The sequence below is a fragment of the Methylobacterium sp. 2A genome, from assembly GCF_009806555.1.
Taxonomy (GTDB): domain Bacteria; phylum Pseudomonadota; class Alphaproteobacteria; order Rhizobiales; family Beijerinckiaceae; genus Methylobacterium.
The window spans coordinates 105,226-122,495 of sequence record NZ_VUOK01000060.1 but is presented as its reverse complement, the minus strand read 5'-3'; the positions used below and the strand labels follow the sequence as shown (position 1 = coordinate 122,495).

Below are 17,270 nucleotides of genomic sequence, written 5' to 3'. Positions count from 1 at the left end.
CGCGTTGGCTCAGGGCGTTGCGGCCGGCTCCTGCAGGCGATCGACCGAGAGCAGGTAGGCGATCAGCGCCGTCTGCTCGTCGGGCGAGATGCCTGAACCGGCATCGGCCCAGAAGGCGTGCCCCTTCCCGGTAACCCGGGCGATCCGCGCCGTATCCGAAGCCGCGTTCGCAGCGATCACCTTAGCGCGCAGGGCGCGGTCGACCAATGCGCGCAGGCTGTTGGCAGGGTCCGGGGCGAGCCCCTTGTAGAGGGTGCCGGGAACGCCGAGCTGCTTGTCCGAATCGGGTCCGACCGCGACGCCTGAATCGTGCAGGTAGGGCGCCGTCCAGACGAGGCCGACGAGGTTCGGCACCTTGTAGCCGCCCTCCGTGCCGCCCTGTCCCCAGGCGAGCTGGACCTGAGCCTGCTCGTCACCCACGAGCGGTACCGGGACGACCGCCGGCTTGTCGGGCAGCGGGAACGGCGTGCCGACGGCGAACATCGCCGGCGGCGACAGGCGGGCCTCCATCTTGGCGCCGGCCCGGGCGCGGGTCGGCTCGGTGCCGATCTCGGCTTCCGGGATGACCTTGTGGTTGGTGAGCGCCGGCCCGGAATGGCAGGCGCCGCAGCCCGCCTTCTCGAACACCGCGCGGCCGGCGCGCACCCTCTCGGCATCCTGGCCGGAGGCCGGTGGATGCAGCAGGTTCTGAAACGCCGACATGGCGTTGTTGGCGTGGTTGGCGGGCTCGCCCGGAACCGAGGCGAACAAGCCGTTATCGGTGACGTAGTTGGTGGCCGGATAGGTCGGCAGCACCGCGTAGCTGTTCAGGCCCGGCGAGGCCGGCGTCGGGTCGACGCTCTTCAGCACCTCGGACGGGCTCATCGACCCGTCCGGCCTGTACCGGAACGCCTCCGTGGCCGCCCCGCGCAGGACGATGCCGAGATACGTCTCCGGGTCCATGCCGAACAGCCAGGGTGCGGCCGCCGCCAGCTGGGTCGTGTCAGAATTGGCGGCGTGCACGTTGTTGTTGAGCGAGGACAGGCCCGCGAACGGGCCGATCGCCTCGCGCCCGCTCCAGCTGTAGGGCTCGCCATAGGCGGAAAAACTCGACGGGATCGAGGTCGGGTTGGTGACTCGGTCGGCCGAGGAGTCGAAGCTGCCGGGCGGCCAGCTCGCCACCTGCACCTTGGTGGCCGCCTCCACCGCGGCGGCGTCCGGCAGCGCGGGACCCGCGGTGGTCGAGCCGGTATGCTGCGGGTCGGTATTCGGGCGGGCATCGGCCTCGGGCACGCTGGCGTGCATGAAGTAAGCCGAGGAATTCTTGGCGAGCGCCATCAGCAGACCGGCATTGAGATCGACGTTCGGCGCGCCCTCCACGACCTTGCCGGTACCGGGATCGACCGCCGCGTGGCAGAGCGCGCAGGTGATGCCCATGCGCAGGTGGCCGCGATCGTAGAAGGTCTTGATCCCGATGATGAAGGCGCCGCCCTTCGGCACGTCGAGCCCGGTCGGGACCAGCTCGCCCTTCCCGTAGACGCGATCGCCGATGCGCATGTCGCGGGCCATGGCGACCTGCAAATTGGTAGTGCCCTGTCCGCCGAGCTTGGCCACCGCCAGGGCGACCTCCGTGGGCGTCAGGCCGCCGTCGAGCATGCCCATCACGTCGGTGAGGAAGACCTCGTTGCCGAACGTCTCCTGGTAGAAGGCCTGCCGGCCGCGCTCGACCATGGCGGGATCGATCGCCACGGCGGTGCCGCCCGGCGCCAAGTCCTTCCGGCCATTTTCCGTTGCGTTCAGGCGATCCGCCTCCGCCCGCGAGACCCGGCGCCCGAGGATGTCGAAGGCGGTCTGGATCGGATAGCGGTCCGCATTGAGCAGGTCCGCCCGGTCGGGCATCGGCGCGTAGCTGAAGCGCCCGAGGCTCGCGGTGGCGCCGACCGCAACGGCGGCGACGCCGGCAACGATCAGAATGCGGCGTGGCCAGCCCATGGTGTCTCGTCGTCCTCCGCGGATCCACCCTGCGGAAGCGCGGCGATGGACGGCGCGTGATAAACGGCCGGATAAAGCCAGGGTTCATTTCCGGTCGCGGGACCGGGTGTCGCGTCAGTAGCCCCGGGCGGTATCGATCCCCCGCGGCGGCTGCCCGGTCCGACGGTAGTCCCGCAGGTTGGACGCCACCGTGGCGGCGGCCGAGGGCATGTCGGTCGGCCCGGAGATGTGCGGCAGCACGGTCACGCCCGGGTGCGACCACAGGGGCGACTCGGCCGGCAGTGGCTCGACCTCGAACACGTCCAGCACCGCGTGCGCGAGGTGGCCGCTCTCCAGCGCGGCGATCAGGTCCGCCGTCACCACGATCGGCCCGCGGGCGAAATTGATCAGCGCCGCGCCGGGCTTCAGCGCCGCCAGGCGCTCGGCATTGATCAGGCCGCGCGTCTCCGGCGTCAGCGGCACGAGGCAGACGAGGATGTCGCATCGGCCGAGCATGGCCGGGAGCGCCTCCAACCCGTGCTCCGCCTCGATGCCGGGCACGGCTTTCGGGCTGCGGCTCCACCCGGTGACGCGAAAGCCCGCCCCACGAAGCCTCTCCGCCGCGGCGATCCCGAGGGCGCCGAGTCCCAGCAGGCCGACAATCGTGTCGGCGGGCTTCCGATAGGGGTGGGGCCGCCAGATCCCGGCGCGCTGCTGGCGCGCATAGGCCGGCATGTCGCGCTGGAGATAGTAGGTCCAGGCCAGCACCGCCTCCGCCATGGTGCGGGCCATCTCCCGGTCCACCAGCCGCACGATCGGCAGCGGCCGGTCGAAGGCGTTCACCAGCCGCTCCACGCCGGCCCAGAGGCTCTGCACCCAGACGAGGCCCGGCAGCGCCGCGACCTCGGCGGGATCGGGATTGGCCACGATGGCGACCCGGGCCGCATCCCGCTCGGCACCGTCCAACAGGCGGAACGGGACGATCCGCTCCTCGGGCATCGCGGCCGCCAGGACGTCCAGATATTCGGCTTCCTGCGCCGGACCCTTGCACCCGATCAGGGCAATCGCCTCTGCCATTCCCGACTCCGTACCGACCCGGCCGCGAGGACCGCGACGCACCAAGCAGGCGCTGTGCCCGAGTCACGGCGGATCACCAACCGGTCGCGGGGTCAGCGCGCCTCGATCAGGGCCGGGTAGACGAGCCGGACGCGGCGGCGGTCCTCGGGAACCGGGATTTCCGTGCGGCTCCGGATGCTGCCGGTCGTGCTCGGCATCGCGGGTTCCGTCGGCCGCAGGCGCCAGCGCTCGGCGGCCGGCATCGCGATGCGGGGCTTGGGCCGATCGAGATGACCGTCGGCGCTCTCCGAGGGGACGGTCGCGAGGCCCGCGAGCGTCATCAGGCTGAGCATCGTGAAACGGCCTAGGCGGCGATGGCGGGCGGGGGAACGGGAGGACATGACGAGGCACCGTGTGGATGCCTCCGGTCTGCCCGCATCAAATGAAGACGGGCTCGAACCGAATCGTTTCCCAACCCGTTGCCAACACCTGCCTGGTGTTTCGGTAAATGCGGGCTGGTCAGGCACGGTAAACGGCCCGTTGGGGAGGATGCGCGCAGATGACGAGCAAGGTCGAGGGAAGCTCCGGAACGCCGGAACGGGCTGAGATCGGCCGTGTGATCGATACCGACATCTCGGCACGCCTCGACCGGCTGCCCTGGGGCCGGTTCCACGTCCTCGTCATCGTGGCGCTGGGCATCACCTGGGTGCTCGACGGCCTGGAGGTGACGCTGGCTGGCTCTTTGGTAGGCGCCCTGCGCCAGCCGCCGATGTCCTTCTCCGAATTCGACGTGGGGCTCGCCGCCTCCTGCTACCTCGTGGGTGCGGTGACCGGCGCAATCGGCTTCGGCTGGCTGACCGACCGGATCGGCCGCAAGAAGCTGTTCTTCATCACGCTCGCCCTCTACCTCGTCGCCACGGCAGCGACCGGCCTGTCGTGGAATATCTGGAGCTTCTGCCTGTTCCGCTTCTTCACGGGCGCGGGGATCGGCGGCGAGTACACGGCGATCAACTCGACCATCCAGGAACTGGTCCCGGCCCGGGTGCGCGGCTGGACCAACCTCGTCATCAACGGCTCGTTCTGGATCGGCGCGGCGCTCGGCTCGTTCATGTCGATCGTGCTCTTGAAGCCCGAGGTGATCGATCCGGCCTGGGGCTGGCGGGTCGCCTTTTTCACGGGCGGCGCCATCGGCCTCGTGATCCTGCTCCTGCGCACCTGGATCCCCGAAAGCCCGCGCTGGCTCGCCACCCACGGTTACGCGGCGGAAGCCGACCGGGTCGTCACCGGCATCGAGAAGCGCTTCACCGATGAGGGCGTCACCCTGCCGCCGGTGGACGAGAGCAAGCGCATGAAGGTCCGTACTCGCGACCACACCCCGCTCTCGGAGGTGTTCAAGGCTCTGTTCGTGACGAGCCGGAAGGAGACCATGGTGGGGCTCGCGCTCATGATCGCACAGGCCTTCTTCTACAACGCGCTGTTCTTCACCTACGCGCTGGTTCTGGAGCGGTTCTATCAGGTGCCCGGCAACAGTGTCGGCTGGTATCTGCTGCCCTTCGCGCTCGGATCCTTCCTCGGCCCGCTGCTGCTCGGGCGGCTGTTCGACACGATCGGCCGCCGGGCGATGATCGCCTTCACGTACGGGATCTCGGCGCTGCTGCTCGCCGGCGTGGGCCTGCTGTTCCGCCTCGACCTGCTCGGTCCGGTCGGCCAGACCGGGGCCTGGATGGTGGTGTTCTTCTTCGCCTCGGCGGCGGCGAGTTCGGCCTATCTGACCGTCTCGGAAACCTTCCCGCTGGAGATCCGGGCGCTGGCCATCGCGGCCTTCTACGCGGTCGGCACGGGCATTGGCGGCGTCTCGGGCCCGCTTCTGTTCGGGACGCTGGTCGAGACCGGCTCGCGGGACTGGGTGCTGTTCGGCTACGGGCTCGGCGCCGTGCTGATGCTGGTCGCCGCGGTGGCCGGCGGGATCTGGGGCACGGCGGCCGAGGGGAAGTCACTGGAGGAGGTGTCGAAGCCGCTGGCGGCGGCGTGAGGGCCACGCTGTGCGCGCCGTTCAGACCAAGCGGACCGGCGGGCCGTAAAGCGCGACGGTCCGATCCGCTGTGATGAGCTCGAATCCCTCCGTCATGGCCTGAGCGACAAGCATCCTGTCGAACGGATCGCGGTGGATCGGGGGCAGGCCTGCGAGGGCAAGTGTGTGGGCTGCCGTCACCGGCAGCTCCTGATACCCATGGCCGTGCAGGCTGAGGCGCAGGTTTTTGAGATCGATCGAGAAGTCCGGCCGGCTTAAGCCGTTCTTGATCGCGATCTCCCAGAGACTTGCCACGCTGAAGACGAGCGTATTCGCACGCTCTTCGATCAGACGGCCTGCCTCACCGGGGAGACGGTGGGATCCGACAGCCGCCCACAGGAGAATATGTGTGTCGAGAAGATAATTTACTGTCCGTCAAACAGTGCCTCGATCTCGCCGGCGCCCAAGCGGTCGAAGTCGTCCGGAATATGGACATGCCCTTTCAGGAAACCGACGCGCGGCTTATCCACGGGCGCAGGCATGGCGAATGGAACGACCTTGACCAAGGGTTTGCCGTCCTTGGCTATGATGAAAGCATCGCCCGAGGCTGCCTGGTCGACGAGCCGGGAAAGATGGGCTTCCGCCTCGTTCAGATTGACCGTGCGCATGGGTTCCATCCCAGTCGAATCGCGCCGTCGCGCTGTGGCTCACCCGCGATACGTTAGGTAACCCCTCACGCCCCCGTCCGCCACACCTGCCCGTGATAGACGAACGTCGCCTCGTCGTTGACCAGGGCGGCGAGGCCCTGGAAGGCCGGGTCCTGAACGGTGATGACGCTGGTGGGGATCTTGCGCATCATCGCGACGAAGGGTGCCTTCCGCTCGAAGGCGTCGCGAAAGCCGCTCTCCTGCAGCACCTTGACGATCCGGGGCGCGATGCCGCCGCCGATATAGACGCCGCTGGTCGCCAGGAAGGTCAGCGCGAGGTCGCCGCAGACGCGGCCGAGCAGCCGGCCGAACAGCTCCAACGCCTCGGCGGCATGGGGGTCGGAGGCGTCGAGGCCGGTCTCGGTCACCGCAGCGGGTTCGATCTTCTCGTGCGGCCGGCCGGTGCGGACATGCGCCACCGCCGCGTGCAGCCGCGCGAGGCCGGGCCCGGACAGCACCGATTCCACCGTGATCCGGCCCTCGACCCGCTCCAGCGCGTGCCAGACCTTCTCCTCGAAGGCGTCGGCCGGGCCGAAATCGGTGTGACCAGCCTCGGTGGAGACGATCGCGAGCTGGTTGGTATAGGGCACCAGGGCTGCGGCGCCGAACCCCGTGCCCGGCCCGAGCACGACGCGCGCGCCGCCCGACACCGGCGGACAGGGCCCGACCGGCGTGAGGTCGTGCGGCTCGATGTCGGCAGCCCCGGCGGCGACCGGCACATAATCGTTCACCACCACGGCCTTGGACAGGCCGAAATCCTCGCCGATGCGCTGGCCCGCGATCTGCCAATGCGCGTTCGTGAGCTGGTTCACGGGGCCGTCGACCCGACCGCCCATGGCCAGGATGGCCGAACGCGGCGGCGCCAAGTCGCCGCCCTTGGCAAGCGACGCCTTGATGGCGCTTGAGGGATCGGGATGATCTGCGGTCGCCTCATGGGAGAGAAGCCGGGGCTGGCTCCCCTGTTTCTCGATGAGTCCGAAGCGGGCATTCGTACCGCCGATGTCGCCGACCAGGACCGGAAACTCGAACATCGCAGGGTGCCTCTGCTGACTGGACCGTTGCCGGCGGTTCATTCGCCGCACATCCCCGGTTGGGCAAGCCCCGCCGGGGATGGAAACGCCTTATCGCGGCGTGTTCGCCGCCGCACGCGCCCGGCCGATCGCACCGAGATGCGTATCGCCGAAGCCGCTGGTGTATTTGAGGCCGTATCCCGGCATCCGATCAAGCCCGATAGGGGCAAGCCAGATCAGCGCCAGCCCGGCGACGAGGGGCTGGCCGAGCACCGCCGCTGCGCATAGGCCGAGCAGCGGCGGCGTCACCGTATGGACTGCGTTGTACGCGAGGGCGCCCGGGCCGGGGCCGGCGGCGTATCCGAGCATGCTGAGATCCGGAGCGAGCAACAGGGCGGCGAAGATCCACCAGGATCGCCCGAGCCAGGCATAGGCCGCGAGAGCGCAGGCGAGCAGACACGCACCCTCGATCCGCAGGATGCTCCGGGGCCAACCGCCCACGAAACCGTCGGACATGCCGTTCTCCGGACAGAGGCTGGACGTGTCAGGCCGGCGGCAGGGCCGCCGGGTCGATGGCGCCGGCCGCGGCCCAGTCGCGCAGCAGGGCGCGCACGGCGGCCGGGTCGGGCAGGCGATGCTTCGCGACGGTCTCGCCGTCGCCGACCCGGATGGCGATGCCGCCATCCTCGTTGACCGACGCGAAGGCGATCTCGTCGGTCCGGTCGTCCCCGAGGAAGACCGGGACCCGCCCGCGATACGGGCTCTGCTCCATGAAGGCGCGGATCGCGTGCGCCTTGGTGGCCTGCGCCGGCACGATCTCGCCGACCGCCTTGCCGAGCTGCAGCCGGTAATCCGCGCCGAGGGCCTCCGCGGCGGCCTTGACCAGCGCCTCGGCGCGGGCCGCATCGTCGGCGCCCGCGAGCCGCCAATGCACCGCCACGGACGCGCCCTTGTCCTCGATCAGGACGTTGGGCAGCGCGGCGCTCTCCGACTCAAGCCGTGCGACCTGCCGGCGAAGGTCGGGATGGTCCTCCGCCCGGCCCCCGCTGAGGGCGCCGCCGAGGCGGCGCTCGACGCCATGCAGGCCGGCGGCGTCGAGCCGCGCGGGCGCCAGGAAGCCGTCGATCACCGAGACCGGGCGGCCCGTCACGATCGCCAGCGCGCCGTCCAGGCGTCTGCGCAGCTGCTCCAGGGTTTCGACGAGGCCGGGCTCGACCACCACCGCGTCCGGACGCGGTGCGATCTCGGCCAGTGTGCCGTCGAAGTCGAGGAAGAGGGCGATGTCCATCGCGAACGATCCCGGGCTCGAATGTCGGCCACGGGCTAGCACGGGTCGGCCTCCCGACAAACGGCGGTGCGACCGCCCTATATCGCCTCGCGCAGGCTCTGCACGGGGATCCGCATGATCTGGCCGCCGACACATCCCGCACCGGATCCGGTCAAGCCGGGCGAGGAAAGCGTCTGGGATTACCCGCGCCCGCCGCGGCTCGAACCGGTGCGGCGGCGGCTGCGCGTGGTGTTCGGCGGCGCCGTGATCGCGGAAACGGAAGCCGGCTTCCGGGTGCTGGAGACCTCGCACCCGCCGACCTACTACCTTCCGCCGGGCGCCATCGCGCCGGGCGCGCTCGTGAACCCGCGACGCGGCGGCCTCTGCGAGTGGAAGGGGCAGGCGAGGCTGTTCGACGTGCAGGGCGGCGGCAAAGCCGCATCCGCGGCCGCCTGGACCTATCCCGATCCGACGCCGGATTTCCGCGCGATCGCCGGCTACGTCGCCTTCTACGCGCGGCCGATGGAGGCCTGCTTCGTCGGCCCGGACCTCGTCACGCCGCAGCCCGGCACCTTCTACGGCGGATGGATCACCCCCGGCATCGTCGGCCCGTTCAAGGGCGCACCGGGCACGATGGGCTGGTGATTTTCACCGTCGGCCCCCTTACGCTTCCGGACGGACAGAGCATGGAATCGGCATGAGCGCGTTAACCGAGACGGACCCCAAGGCCGCCGGCTTCGATCCGGCGGCGCTCGCCCGCATCGAGCCCTGGATGGACCGCCTCGTCGCGGATGGCCGCCTCGCCGGCCTGTCGGTCGCGGTGGCCCGGCGGGGGCGGATCGCCTTCGCCCGGGCCTGCGGTCAGGCCGACCTCGCCCGCGGCACCCCGTTCACCCTCGATACGGTGGCGCGGATCTACTCGATGACCAAGCCGCTGACCTCGGTGGCGGTCATGCAGCTCTACGAGCAGGGCCTGTTCCAGCTCGACGATCCGATCGCGCGCGTGCTGCCGGAATTTTCCGAGATGCGCGTCGCGGTGGGCGGCAACCGGGCGAAGCTCGAGACCGAGCCGGCACGCCGGCCGATCACCGTGCGGGATCTGCTCACCCATACGGCCGGCCTGACCTACGGCTTCATGGAGGCGACCCTGGTCGACGCGCAGTACCGCGAGCACGGGATCGACTTCCTGGCGCGGGAGGGCACGCTTGCCAATATGACCGCCCGTCTGGCGAAGCTGCCGCTGCTGGCCCAGCCGGGCAGCGCCTGGAACTACAGCGTCGCCACCGACGTGCTCGGCCAGTACGTGACGGCGGTGAGCGGCCGGCCCTTCGCCGACTATCTTCGCGACTCCGTGATCGCACCGCTCGGCATGGCGGATACCGACTTCCACGTGCCGCCCGCGCTGATGCCGCGCTTCTGCGCCGCCTACGCGTATGACCGGGAACGCCGGCTGCGCCCGTTCGACGATTCCGTGGAGACGCCCTTCGCGCAGCCGCCCGCAATCGCCTCGGGCGGGGGCGGCCTCGTCTCGACGGCCGCCGACTACCAGCGCTTCTGCCGGATGATCCTCAACCGCGGCACGCTCGACGGTCATCGCCTGCTCGGCCGCAAGAGCGTCGACCTGATGCTGGCGAACCACCTGCCGGGCGATCTCGCCGCGATGGGCACGCCGCGCTTCGCCGAGACCTCCTATACCGGGATCGGCTTCGGCCTCGGCTTCTCGGTGATGCTCGACCCGGCCCGCGCCCAGATCCTCGGCACGGCCGGCGAGGTCGCCTGGGGCGGCATGGCCTCGACGGCGTTCTGGATCGACCCCGCCGAGGATCTCTCGGTCGTGCTCATGACGCAGCTCGTGCCGTCCTCGGCGCTGCCGATCCGGCGCGAATTGCGCGTCCTGACCTACGCGGCGCTCGCGGCGTGAGCCCCGATCACTCTTGAGCCGGCGCTGCGGGTGCCGGCTTCGGGGCGGCCTTCGCGGCCGCCTTCGCGGCGCCCGGCCTCGCACCGGCCGAAGCACCGGTGGCCGGGGTCGCGAATTCCGGATCGCTGCGCGGACCATTCGGGCCGTTGGTCGGTCCCGTGAGCTGACCGGGGGCGAGATCGCTCACCTTGGTCCAGGTCTGCGACTTGCACAGGAACGCGATCAGGCAGCCGCGGACGGTCAGCTCGCCCGGCGCCTCGGTCCAGATGGTGACATCGTACGACTTGCCGTCCTCGGAATTGTAGATCTTGCCCTCGTAATGGGCGTCGGCGTTGGGCTTCAGGCCCATGACCAGCTGATGGCCGAGCGACGGGCGCGTCTGCTTCTTCGGATCGGGATTCTTGAAGTCGGTCCGCGGCTCGCCCTTGTCGTTGAGCGGAACCTTCAGCCAGACCACGTAACCGCACAGGCGGTCGCCCGCGGTCCCGCACTTCTCGAAGCGCACGCGGGCGCGCCCATCCTCGGTGAGATACGTGCCGCTCGGATCGGTCGGGGTCGCAGCCTGCGCGGCGCCCGCCAGCGCCGGAAGCGCCAGGATCGCGAGCGGCGCAATCCGGCGACCGATCGATGAAAACCGCATACCCGAACTCCTATGCCTCGCGAGCCGGGGGGGGACCGGTCCGCTCGCGTGAGGGAAGACCCCTGCCTCGCGTCATCGCACGCACACCGGGCCAAGCACCGGGTGGCATGCGCTTCTGCCCCGCCCTCTCACGCGCGAAGTTGTCCGCATCATGACAGGACAGCCTTGAGCTGAATGCCGGCGGCGCACGGTCTGTTTCACGTTCGCGTCGGCGGCGTGCCGCGTCCGGGGCCGAGGGGGCGCTGCATGAGGGTCACGTCGAGCCAGTGCCCGTGCTTGTATCCAACACCCACCAGCGTCCCGACGGGCCGGAACCCGAGGCCCGCATGCAGCGCCGCGGAGGCGGGTGATCCGCTCTCCGCGATGACCGCCACCATCGTGCGGCAGTCGATCCGCTCGCACGCGGTGATGAGGGCTTCCAGCAGGGCGCGGCCGACGCCGCCGCCCCGGGCGGTGCGCGCCACGTAGATCGAGTCTTCGACGGTCGAGCGATAGGCCGCGCGCTGATGGTAGGGACCGGCATAGGCGTAGCCGATGACGGCATCGTTATCGACCGCCACCAGATAGGGGAAGCCGCCTTCGCGTAAGACGGCAAAGCGCCGGGTCATCTCGTCGAGCGTGGGCGGCTCCGTCTCGAAGCTCGCCGTACTGGTCGTCACGGCGTCGCGGTAAATCGCCGTGATCGCCGGCAGATCGGCTTCGCTGGCGGGGCGTATCGCGTCAGTCATACAAACCGAGCCTGGGCCGGAATGACCGGTGGAGCGGTCGTCTTCCGATGACGGCGGACGGCGAGGCCGTCAAGGATGGTTGCCGGACGCGGCGAAGCCGGATCCCCGTCGAGGACCCGGCTCCGCGGTGATTGGACAGCGTATCGGCCGGGGCCGCGGCATACGCGCCCGGTCTTCAGCCCTGCTTGGCCTTCTTGTTGGCGTTGTGGTGGCCGACGGCGCAGCCCGCGGCGGCGCCCATCTTGCCGTGGCCGGCCATGTGCCCGGCGACGCCGCCGACCACCGCGCCCTTGAGGCAGCCCTTCGCCTCGGCCGGCGCGCCCGCCAGGAATGCGCCGATGGTCAGGGCCGAGATCAGTGCGATCCGATGGGTCATCGAGGTTTCTCCTAAACGTCGACGTTCAAACGGCCTCGCGGGCCAAGCCGTTCCGTCTCCGACCGTGTGGCCCTGCAAGCCCGGCCGCTGGGGCGGTCAGCGCGCGAGCCCCGCCACCAGGCGAACGAGGTCGGCCTGCCGGGTCGCACCGGTCTTGGCGAAGATCGCCTTCAGCTGGGAGCGGGCGGTCGCCGCAGTGATGGCGAAGCGGGAGGCCGCCTCCGCGATGGCCTCGCCGCCAGCCAGGGCCTGAGCGAGGCGCGCCTCCGCGGGCGTCAGCCGATACGCCGCCTGAAGGATGGCCGCGGCCGGAACGGTCCCGGCCCCGGGCACGCGGCACAGGAGCAGAGTCCGGCCGCCCGCGAACACCCCCCGGCTCGGCCCGACCAGGGGCACGACGTGGATGACGATCGGCTCCGCATCCCGCCGCGCCACCACGACGACCGAGATCGGCGCACGGCCGCACGGGCGTGCCAGAGCCTCCAGCTGCCGCGCCGCCTCGGGATCCTCGGCGACCAGGCGTCCGCCCGCGAGCTTCAGATCGGGGCCGAGCAACGCCGTGAAGGCCGTGTTCCAGCACAACGCCTTGCCATCCGGGTCGAGGACCAGCGCGGCGCGCTCGATCGTGTCGAAGGCCTGAGTCAGTCCGGCGAGCCGCGCCTTCTCGATCATTGCGGTCAGCAGAGCCGCCCGGCGCAGAAGCGGCGACAGGGTCGCCAGCCGCCTTTGCTCATGGTCCTCGAATGGCCCCTGTGCCACCGTCCGCTGCAGCGAGAGGCACCAGAGCCGGCCCTGCACCTCAAAGCCGATGCCCGCAAACCAGCGCAGGCCGCAGGAGCCGAGGAGATCCTGGTAATAGGGCAGCCGCGCGATCTCGTCGGGCGAGGTGAAATCGAGATCGACCGTGACGCCGCGAGCCCGCAATGTCGGCAGCCCGCGCAGGCGATGATCCTCTCGATACCATCCCTCGTCGTAGAAGCGGCGCACCGGTTCAGCCATTGACCGCGTACATAGAGCATCGAGCCCGGTCCGGTCCGTGCGCAGAAGGAGCGCCCCGACGCTACCGGAGCTGGACGAGACCCGCTCGATCAGGTCGGGCCAGCGCGCCGCGTCGATCAGAGCTTCCTCAAGATCCTCCCGGAAGCCCGCTTCCAGATCATCGCGCAAGCGGGTCACGTAATCGCATTTCACGCCGGACATCAGACCGGTCTCCGGAAGTCCCCTTTTCTCGGGGCTCCGCGCTCCGGTCGATGATATACACAATTCGTCCCAGAAATCTACTGATATTTGTAATATTCATTGATATATGTGGCAACAATGCAAAATTCAAGCCAGAAAGTTCGGATATCATATGATCAAGAAGACGGCAGACCCGCGATTCGGTCGCACAATTACTTCAGTCATCCTACGCAAGCTCCGATTCGTGTTCGACAGGACTGACCCACAAGCGGGGATAATCCAATTCATCCGCACGTCATCAATATATCACGGAAAAGTCAATCAATGATGATAATCTAGTATCTCAGCACTGGTCAAGGATACCGGCTCAGAACTTGAAGACGCTGTTGGCGCGCCAGAATTGCGAGCCGTTTTCATTCTGCGCTGGGCGAAGGGTCGTTCGGGTCGAGTTCAGAAGCGCGGGCCGGCAGCGGCAAGGCGATGTTGCCATGCACCGCGCGTCCCACGTCGTGCGCTGGCCTGCGGGATCTGCACCAAGCGGACGGAGCGCGGACAAGCTGCTCGGACGACACTGTGAGTACAGGTCGGCGCGTCAGTTCGCCCGCGGTTATCGCCTCGAAAAGGCGCGTGACCGAGGCGAACCAGCCAGGGCGGTCCAGCCGCATCCGGCATTCCAGCGGCAGGCGCTGTCGGTTCTCGCTTTCGCAGACGCGCCACGGGACCCGCAATCGCCCCGGCGCGGTGCCCAGGGTCCTGTCTGTGCGCGCGCTGGTCGCCGACAGCGGATAGGAGATCGGGCTTGCCGCGTGACGGATGAAGCGCCCGGTGCTCGGCGACCGGTGGAGGATGGTCCGGCTATCGTCGATGCGCGCCGGCCGCCGCCGCGGGGTTGAACCCCACCGGTCGAACCGTATGAGTATGGAGAGACCGACATCTGCGGAGTTCCGCCATGACCGATCCGGGTGATCTGCAGGATCGGCTCGCTGTCTTGGAAGCCGACAACGCGCGCCTGCGTCGGTTGTTGGACGCGGCGGGTGTGCCCGACAGCCTGCGTCACGGCCTGCACAACACCCTCGCGATCATGCGCGCGATCATGCACCGCTCCGCCGAGAGTGCCGGTGATGTCGAAGGCTACGTGGCGCATCTCGACGGTCGCTTCGGCGCCGTGATGCGCGTGCAGGCCGCCACCGACGTGCTGGGTGAGGCCGACCTGCACAGCCTGATCTCGGACGAGCTGATGTTCCACCTCGTGCGCGAAGGTGATCAGGCGACTCTCACCGGCCCGCGGGTGCGGCTCCGGCCGAAGGCGGCGCTGGTCCTTGCGCTGGCGCTGCACGAGCTGGCGAGCAACGCGGTCGAACATGGCTCCCTGTCCCTGCCGCAGGGTCGCGTCGACGTCAGATGGGAGGCCCGACCGTCGGACGGGGCGGAGACGGCCGACCCTGTCCTGCAGCTGGACTGGAAGGAGCAGGGCGGCGTCACGGTAGTGGATCCGAGCCGGCGCGGCTTTGGCACGGAGGTGCTGTTGGAGACCTTGGTCTATCAGCTCGACGCGCAGACGGTGCTGGACTTCGAGTCCGACGGGTTGCACTTCAGGCTCTGTCTCCCGCTCGTGCCGACGGTCGGACACGTTCTCGCCGAGGACGCGACCGAGGCAGCACGCGCCGCCGGGATCGCGGACGAGGCCTGACAGGGGCCACTGGCCGCTCCGCCTCGAGAAACGAACCGCCCCCTCGCACCGGGAACCGGTCTGCTTCGCCGGTGGTGCGCTACTCGGCGGGGTGCAGGCGGCTTACGAAGCCTCCCACCGGATCTTCATCGGCGATCGGCTCCTGGATCAGGGTCCAATAGCCGAGGGCGGCCACGAGGGCGATCACCGCGCCGGTGATGAAAGCCATGGAGAAGTGGCCCGTCCCGCCGACGATGAACCCGGTGACCATCGGCGCCAGGGCGCCGCCGATATAGCCACCGAAATTCTGCATCGCGCCGAGCGAAGCGGTGCAACTCGCCGGCGCCGCCACCGAGGCCATCGCCCAGGCGGCCGACGAGCTCATGTAGACCAGGAACAGCGAGGCCGAGATGCAGGCGATGGCCAGCGTGTCGCTCGGGGTCAGCGCGGCCACCACGGTGCAGGCCGCGGTCGCCACCAGGGAGGCGGCCATCGGGATCTTGCGGCTGCGGATCGGATCGACGCCGCGGCGGACCAGCAGGTCGACGACCCGGCCGCCCAGGATGCCGCCCATCACGCCGAACGCGAACGGGATCGAGCCGACGAGGCCGGTCTTCTGCAGGGTGAAGTGCCGCTCGATCTCCAGGTAGCTCGGCAGCCACGCGGTGTAGAGCCAGGTCATGTAGATGCAGCCGAAATAGCCGACGATCATGCCCCAGCTGGTGCGGAAGCCGAACAGCCGGCGCCACGCGCTCCAGGTGACGGCCCGGCTCGCGTTCGGCGCGTCCCCCTCCTCCAGGAAGGCGCGCTCGGCCGGCGTCAGGCTCGACTCGCGGGGGTTGCGGAACACCGCGTAGACGATGGCAGCGAGCGCCAGACCCGACGCCCCCATGATGACGAACATGGCCCGCCAGCCGAAGCTGACCATCAGGAAGGTCAGCAGCGGCAGCGCCAGGAAGGTGCCGAGCGAGGAGGCGCAGTTCCAGATCCCGGTGGCCGTGCCGCGCTGGCGGATGTTGAACCAGTCGCGGGAGACGCGGGCGCAGGTCGGGAAATGCGGCGCCTCGCCGAGCCCGAGCACGATACGCGCGCTCACGAATTGCCAGAACGAGGTCACGGCGCCGCCCAGCATCTGGCCCAGCGACCAGCAGGTCAGGCCGAGGGTGAGCGTCAGGCGCGGGCCGAGCCGGTCCGCCAGAGCGCCGGCCGGCAGCTGCGCGAAGGCGTAGGCCCACAGGAAGGCCGAGAGCAGCAGGCCCATATCGGGAATCGAGAGGCCGAGATCCTCGCGGATCAGGGGATTGGCCACGGCCAGCGTCGCGCGGTCGACGTAGTTGACGACCCCGGCCGTCACCAGCAACGCGAGCGATACGGTCTGGATGCGCTTGACGCGCGGTGAAGCGGCCAGGGCCATGGCGTTCCTCCGGGATGACGGGCCCGTTCGGGTCTCCGGGGCCGCCCGATCGTTTGCGACTCAACGCGGCCCGCACGCATTCTGCATCGAACGCCGCCGGACGGAAGGGCCGCCCCCTCGCCTCCAAGGCCCCGCCGGCGTAGACCGCCCTCCTCCGTCACCCTCCGAGACAGCTCCGCGTGCGCCTGACCCAGATCACCCACCACGACCTCGACGGCTACGGCGCCTCCACGGTGGCGGCCGCCTGCGCGATGGTCGAGCGCGTCGTGCACGTGCCGCGCTACAGCGATGTCGGCCCGGTTTTCGAGGACGAGATCAAGCGCCTCGGCCGGGCGGCCGAGGGCGAGATCCTGCTGATGACCGATCTCGGCCTGGAAGAGCAGACCATCGCGGGCCTCAAGAAGTTCGCTGCGCTGAACAAGCGTCGCGAGGCGGGCCGCAAGCACCGCCTCGTCGTCCTCGACCACCACGCCTCGTCCCTCGACCAGCTGCGCCGCCTCGGGTTGGAGCCGGCCCCCGATCCGGCGCGGCCGGGCCTCAACCGGGTCGATATGGACGATCCCGAGATCGCGATCCTCATCGAGGAGGACATTTGCGCCACGCGGATGACCTTCGAGCACCGGACCCTGTTCGCGACGCATGAGCCCGGACCCGACCTGTCGAGCCTGCTCGCGGCGGTCGACGCCCTCGACCTCTGGCGCAAGGAGAGCCCCGCCTTTCGGGGCGGCCTGGCGCTCGACGAGATGTTCTGGGAGGCGGTGTCGAGCTTCGTGCCGGTGGGTCACCCCTGGCACGACCGGTTCGTGTCCGACATCCTGCTCGCGGCAGCCGAGACCCTGCGGACGGGGGCGAGCCCGGCCGAACTGGAGCAGCGCGCGACGGCAATCCGCACCGGCGTGGTCGACGCGCTGCTGCGCGAGGCGCCGGACGACGATCCCGCGCTCACCACGCGCATGCGCCTCGCCCGGGCGCTCGCCCGCTCGGACGCGCTGTTCCGCCCGCTGAAGGACGGCACGCTCCTGTCGTTCGCGCTCGATTCCGGGACGTTCCAGCGGGTCTCCGACCTGATCATGGATGCGGGCCGGGCGAAGCGCGTGGTCAACGTCCAGCGGATGGGCACGCTGTCGTTCCGCTCGAACGACGGCACGGCACTCGACGGCGCCCGCCTGTTCCGCGGCGGCGGCCATCGCGACGCCGCCGGCGGCCGGCTGCAGAGCGGCTCCGCCTTCTCGATGGCGGACGCGATCGCACAGGTGGAGCCGGTTCTGAGCCCCGAGAAGCCGCCGGGCTCGGACAGCCCGTTCGCGGCGTTGAAGAACTGGAAGGGGTGAGGCTCGGCGGA

Annotated in this window: 17 protein-coding genes and 1 pseudogene; 5 read left to right on the top strand and 13 right to left on the bottom strand. The window is 69.7% G+C overall.

Annotated features, from left to right (window positions below):
- Positions 1-9: 9 nt before the first annotated feature.
- The 3 genes from FVE89_RS27025 to FVE89_RS27015 all read right to left on the bottom strand — a co-directional run bounded on the left by FVE89_RS27025 (position 10) and on the right by FVE89_RS27015 (position 3,347).
- Complete coding sequence (locus tag FVE89_RS27025; RefSeq protein WP_161393233.1) at positions 10-1,971, bottom strand: cytochrome C oxidase Cbb3; 1,962 nt, start codon at positions 1,969-1,971, stop codon at positions 10-12.
- Between the two features lie 114 nt (positions 1,972-2,085).
- Complete coding sequence (locus tag FVE89_RS27020; RefSeq protein WP_161393232.1) at positions 2,086-3,027, bottom strand: glyoxylate/hydroxypyruvate reductase A; 942 nt, start codon at positions 3,025-3,027, stop codon at positions 2,086-2,088.
- Positions 3,028-3,119: 92 nt separating this feature from the next.
- Positions 3,120-3,347, bottom strand: a complete 228-nt coding sequence (locus FVE89_RS27015) for a hypothetical protein (protein ID WP_161393382.1) — start codon at positions 3,345-3,347, stop codon at positions 3,120-3,122.
- A gap of 218 nt (positions 3,348-3,565) precedes the next feature.
- Between FVE89_RS27015 and FVE89_RS27010 the strand changes: the two genes are divergently transcribed.
- Complete coding sequence (locus FVE89_RS27010) at positions 3,566-5,038, top strand: MFS transporter (RefSeq protein ID WP_161393231.1); 1,473 nt, start codon at positions 3,566-3,568, stop codon at positions 5,036-5,038.
- Between the two features lie 21 nt (positions 5,039-5,059).
- Here FVE89_RS27010 and FVE89_RS27005 read toward each other — a convergent pair.
- The 5 genes and pseudogenes from FVE89_RS27005 to otsB form a co-directional block, all read right to left on the bottom strand.
- Positions 5,060-5,428 (bottom strand): annotated as a pseudogene (locus FVE89_RS27005) (type II toxin-antitoxin system VapC family toxin); the annotation flags it as partial.
- A 14-nt stretch (positions 5,429-5,442) separates the two neighbouring features.
- A complete protein-coding gene (locus FVE89_RS27000; protein WP_161393230.1) occupies positions 5,443-5,685 on the bottom strand; it encodes a type II toxin-antitoxin system prevent-host-death family antitoxin in 243 nt (80 codons plus the stop codon).
- A 65-nt stretch (positions 5,686-5,750) separates the two neighbouring features.
- Positions 5,751-6,755 carry a glucokinase gene (locus tag FVE89_RS26995; RefSeq protein ID WP_161393229.1) on the bottom strand — a complete coding sequence of 335 codons (1,005 nt, stop codon included), beginning with the start codon at positions 6,753-6,755 and terminating at the stop codon, positions 5,751-5,753.
- A 90-nt stretch (positions 6,756-6,845) separates the two neighbouring features.
- Positions 6,846-7,250 carry a DUF4260 domain-containing protein gene (locus tag FVE89_RS26990; protein ID WP_161393228.1) on the bottom strand — a complete coding sequence of 135 codons (405 nt, stop codon included), beginning with the start codon at positions 7,248-7,250 and terminating at the stop codon, positions 6,846-6,848.
- 28 nt (positions 7,251-7,278) lie between these two features.
- Positions 7,279-8,022 (bottom strand): trehalose-phosphatase, encoded by a 744-nt coding sequence (otsB, locus tag FVE89_RS26985; RefSeq protein WP_161393227.1) that lies wholly within the window; start codon positions 8,020-8,022, stop codon positions 7,279-7,281.
- Positions 8,023-8,136: 114 nt separating this feature from the next.
- Between otsB and FVE89_RS26980 the strand changes: the two genes are divergently transcribed.
- Positions 8,137-8,646 carry a DUF427 domain-containing protein gene (locus tag FVE89_RS26980; protein ID WP_161393226.1) on the top strand — a complete coding sequence of 170 codons (510 nt, stop codon included), beginning with the start codon at positions 8,137-8,139 and terminating at the stop codon, positions 8,644-8,646.
- Positions 8,647-8,698: 52 nt separating this feature from the next.
- The gene (locus tag FVE89_RS26975) at positions 8,699-9,922 is read left to right on the top strand and encodes a serine hydrolase domain-containing protein (protein WP_161393225.1); all 1,224 of its coding nucleotides are present in this window, start codon (positions 8,699-8,701) and stop codon (positions 9,920-9,922) included.
- 7 nt (positions 9,923-9,929) lie between these two features.
- On the opposite strand, the gene FVE89_RS26970 is transcribed toward FVE89_RS26975, so the two are convergent.
- The 4 genes from FVE89_RS26970 to FVE89_RS26955 all read right to left on the bottom strand — a co-directional run bounded on the left by FVE89_RS26970 (position 9,930) and on the right by FVE89_RS26955 (position 12,866).
- On the bottom strand, positions 9,930-10,562 hold the full coding sequence (locus tag FVE89_RS26970; protein WP_161393224.1) for a DUF2147 domain-containing protein: 633 nt from the start codon (positions 10,560-10,562) through the stop codon (positions 9,930-9,932).
- 197 nt (positions 10,563-10,759) lie between these two features.
- Positions 10,760-11,290 (bottom strand): GNAT family N-acetyltransferase, encoded by a 531-nt coding sequence (locus FVE89_RS26965; RefSeq protein ID WP_161393223.1) that lies wholly within the window; start codon positions 11,288-11,290, stop codon positions 10,760-10,762.
- A 175-nt stretch (positions 11,291-11,465) separates the two neighbouring features.
- On the bottom strand, positions 11,466-11,666 hold the full coding sequence (locus FVE89_RS26960) for a hypothetical protein (protein WP_161393222.1): 201 nt from the start codon (positions 11,664-11,666) through the stop codon (positions 11,466-11,468).
- Between the two features lie 96 nt (positions 11,667-11,762).
- The gene (locus tag FVE89_RS26955) at positions 11,763-12,866 is read right to left on the bottom strand and encodes a helix-turn-helix transcriptional regulator (protein WP_161393221.1); all 1,104 of its coding nucleotides are present in this window, start codon (positions 12,864-12,866) and stop codon (positions 11,763-11,765) included.
- A gap of 928 nt (positions 12,867-13,794) precedes the next feature.
- Between FVE89_RS26955 and FVE89_RS26950 the strand changes: the two genes are divergently transcribed.
- Complete coding sequence (locus FVE89_RS26950) at positions 13,795-14,535, top strand: HWE histidine kinase domain-containing protein (protein ID WP_161393220.1); 741 nt, start codon at positions 13,795-13,797, stop codon at positions 14,533-14,535.
- Positions 14,536-14,614: 79 nt separating this feature from the next.
- On the opposite strand, the gene FVE89_RS26945 is transcribed toward FVE89_RS26950, so the two are convergent.
- Positions 14,615-15,928 (bottom strand): MFS transporter, encoded by a 1,314-nt coding sequence (locus FVE89_RS26945; protein WP_161393219.1) that lies wholly within the window; start codon positions 15,926-15,928, stop codon positions 14,615-14,617.
- A 179-nt stretch (positions 15,929-16,107) separates the two neighbouring features.
- On the opposite strand from FVE89_RS26945, the gene FVE89_RS26940 reads away from it, so the two are divergent.
- Positions 16,108-17,259, top strand: a complete 1,152-nt coding sequence (locus FVE89_RS26940; protein WP_161393218.1) for a dimethylmenaquinone methyltransferase — start codon at positions 16,108-16,110, stop codon at positions 17,257-17,259.
- The last annotated feature ends 11 nt before the right edge of the window (positions 17,260-17,270 follow it).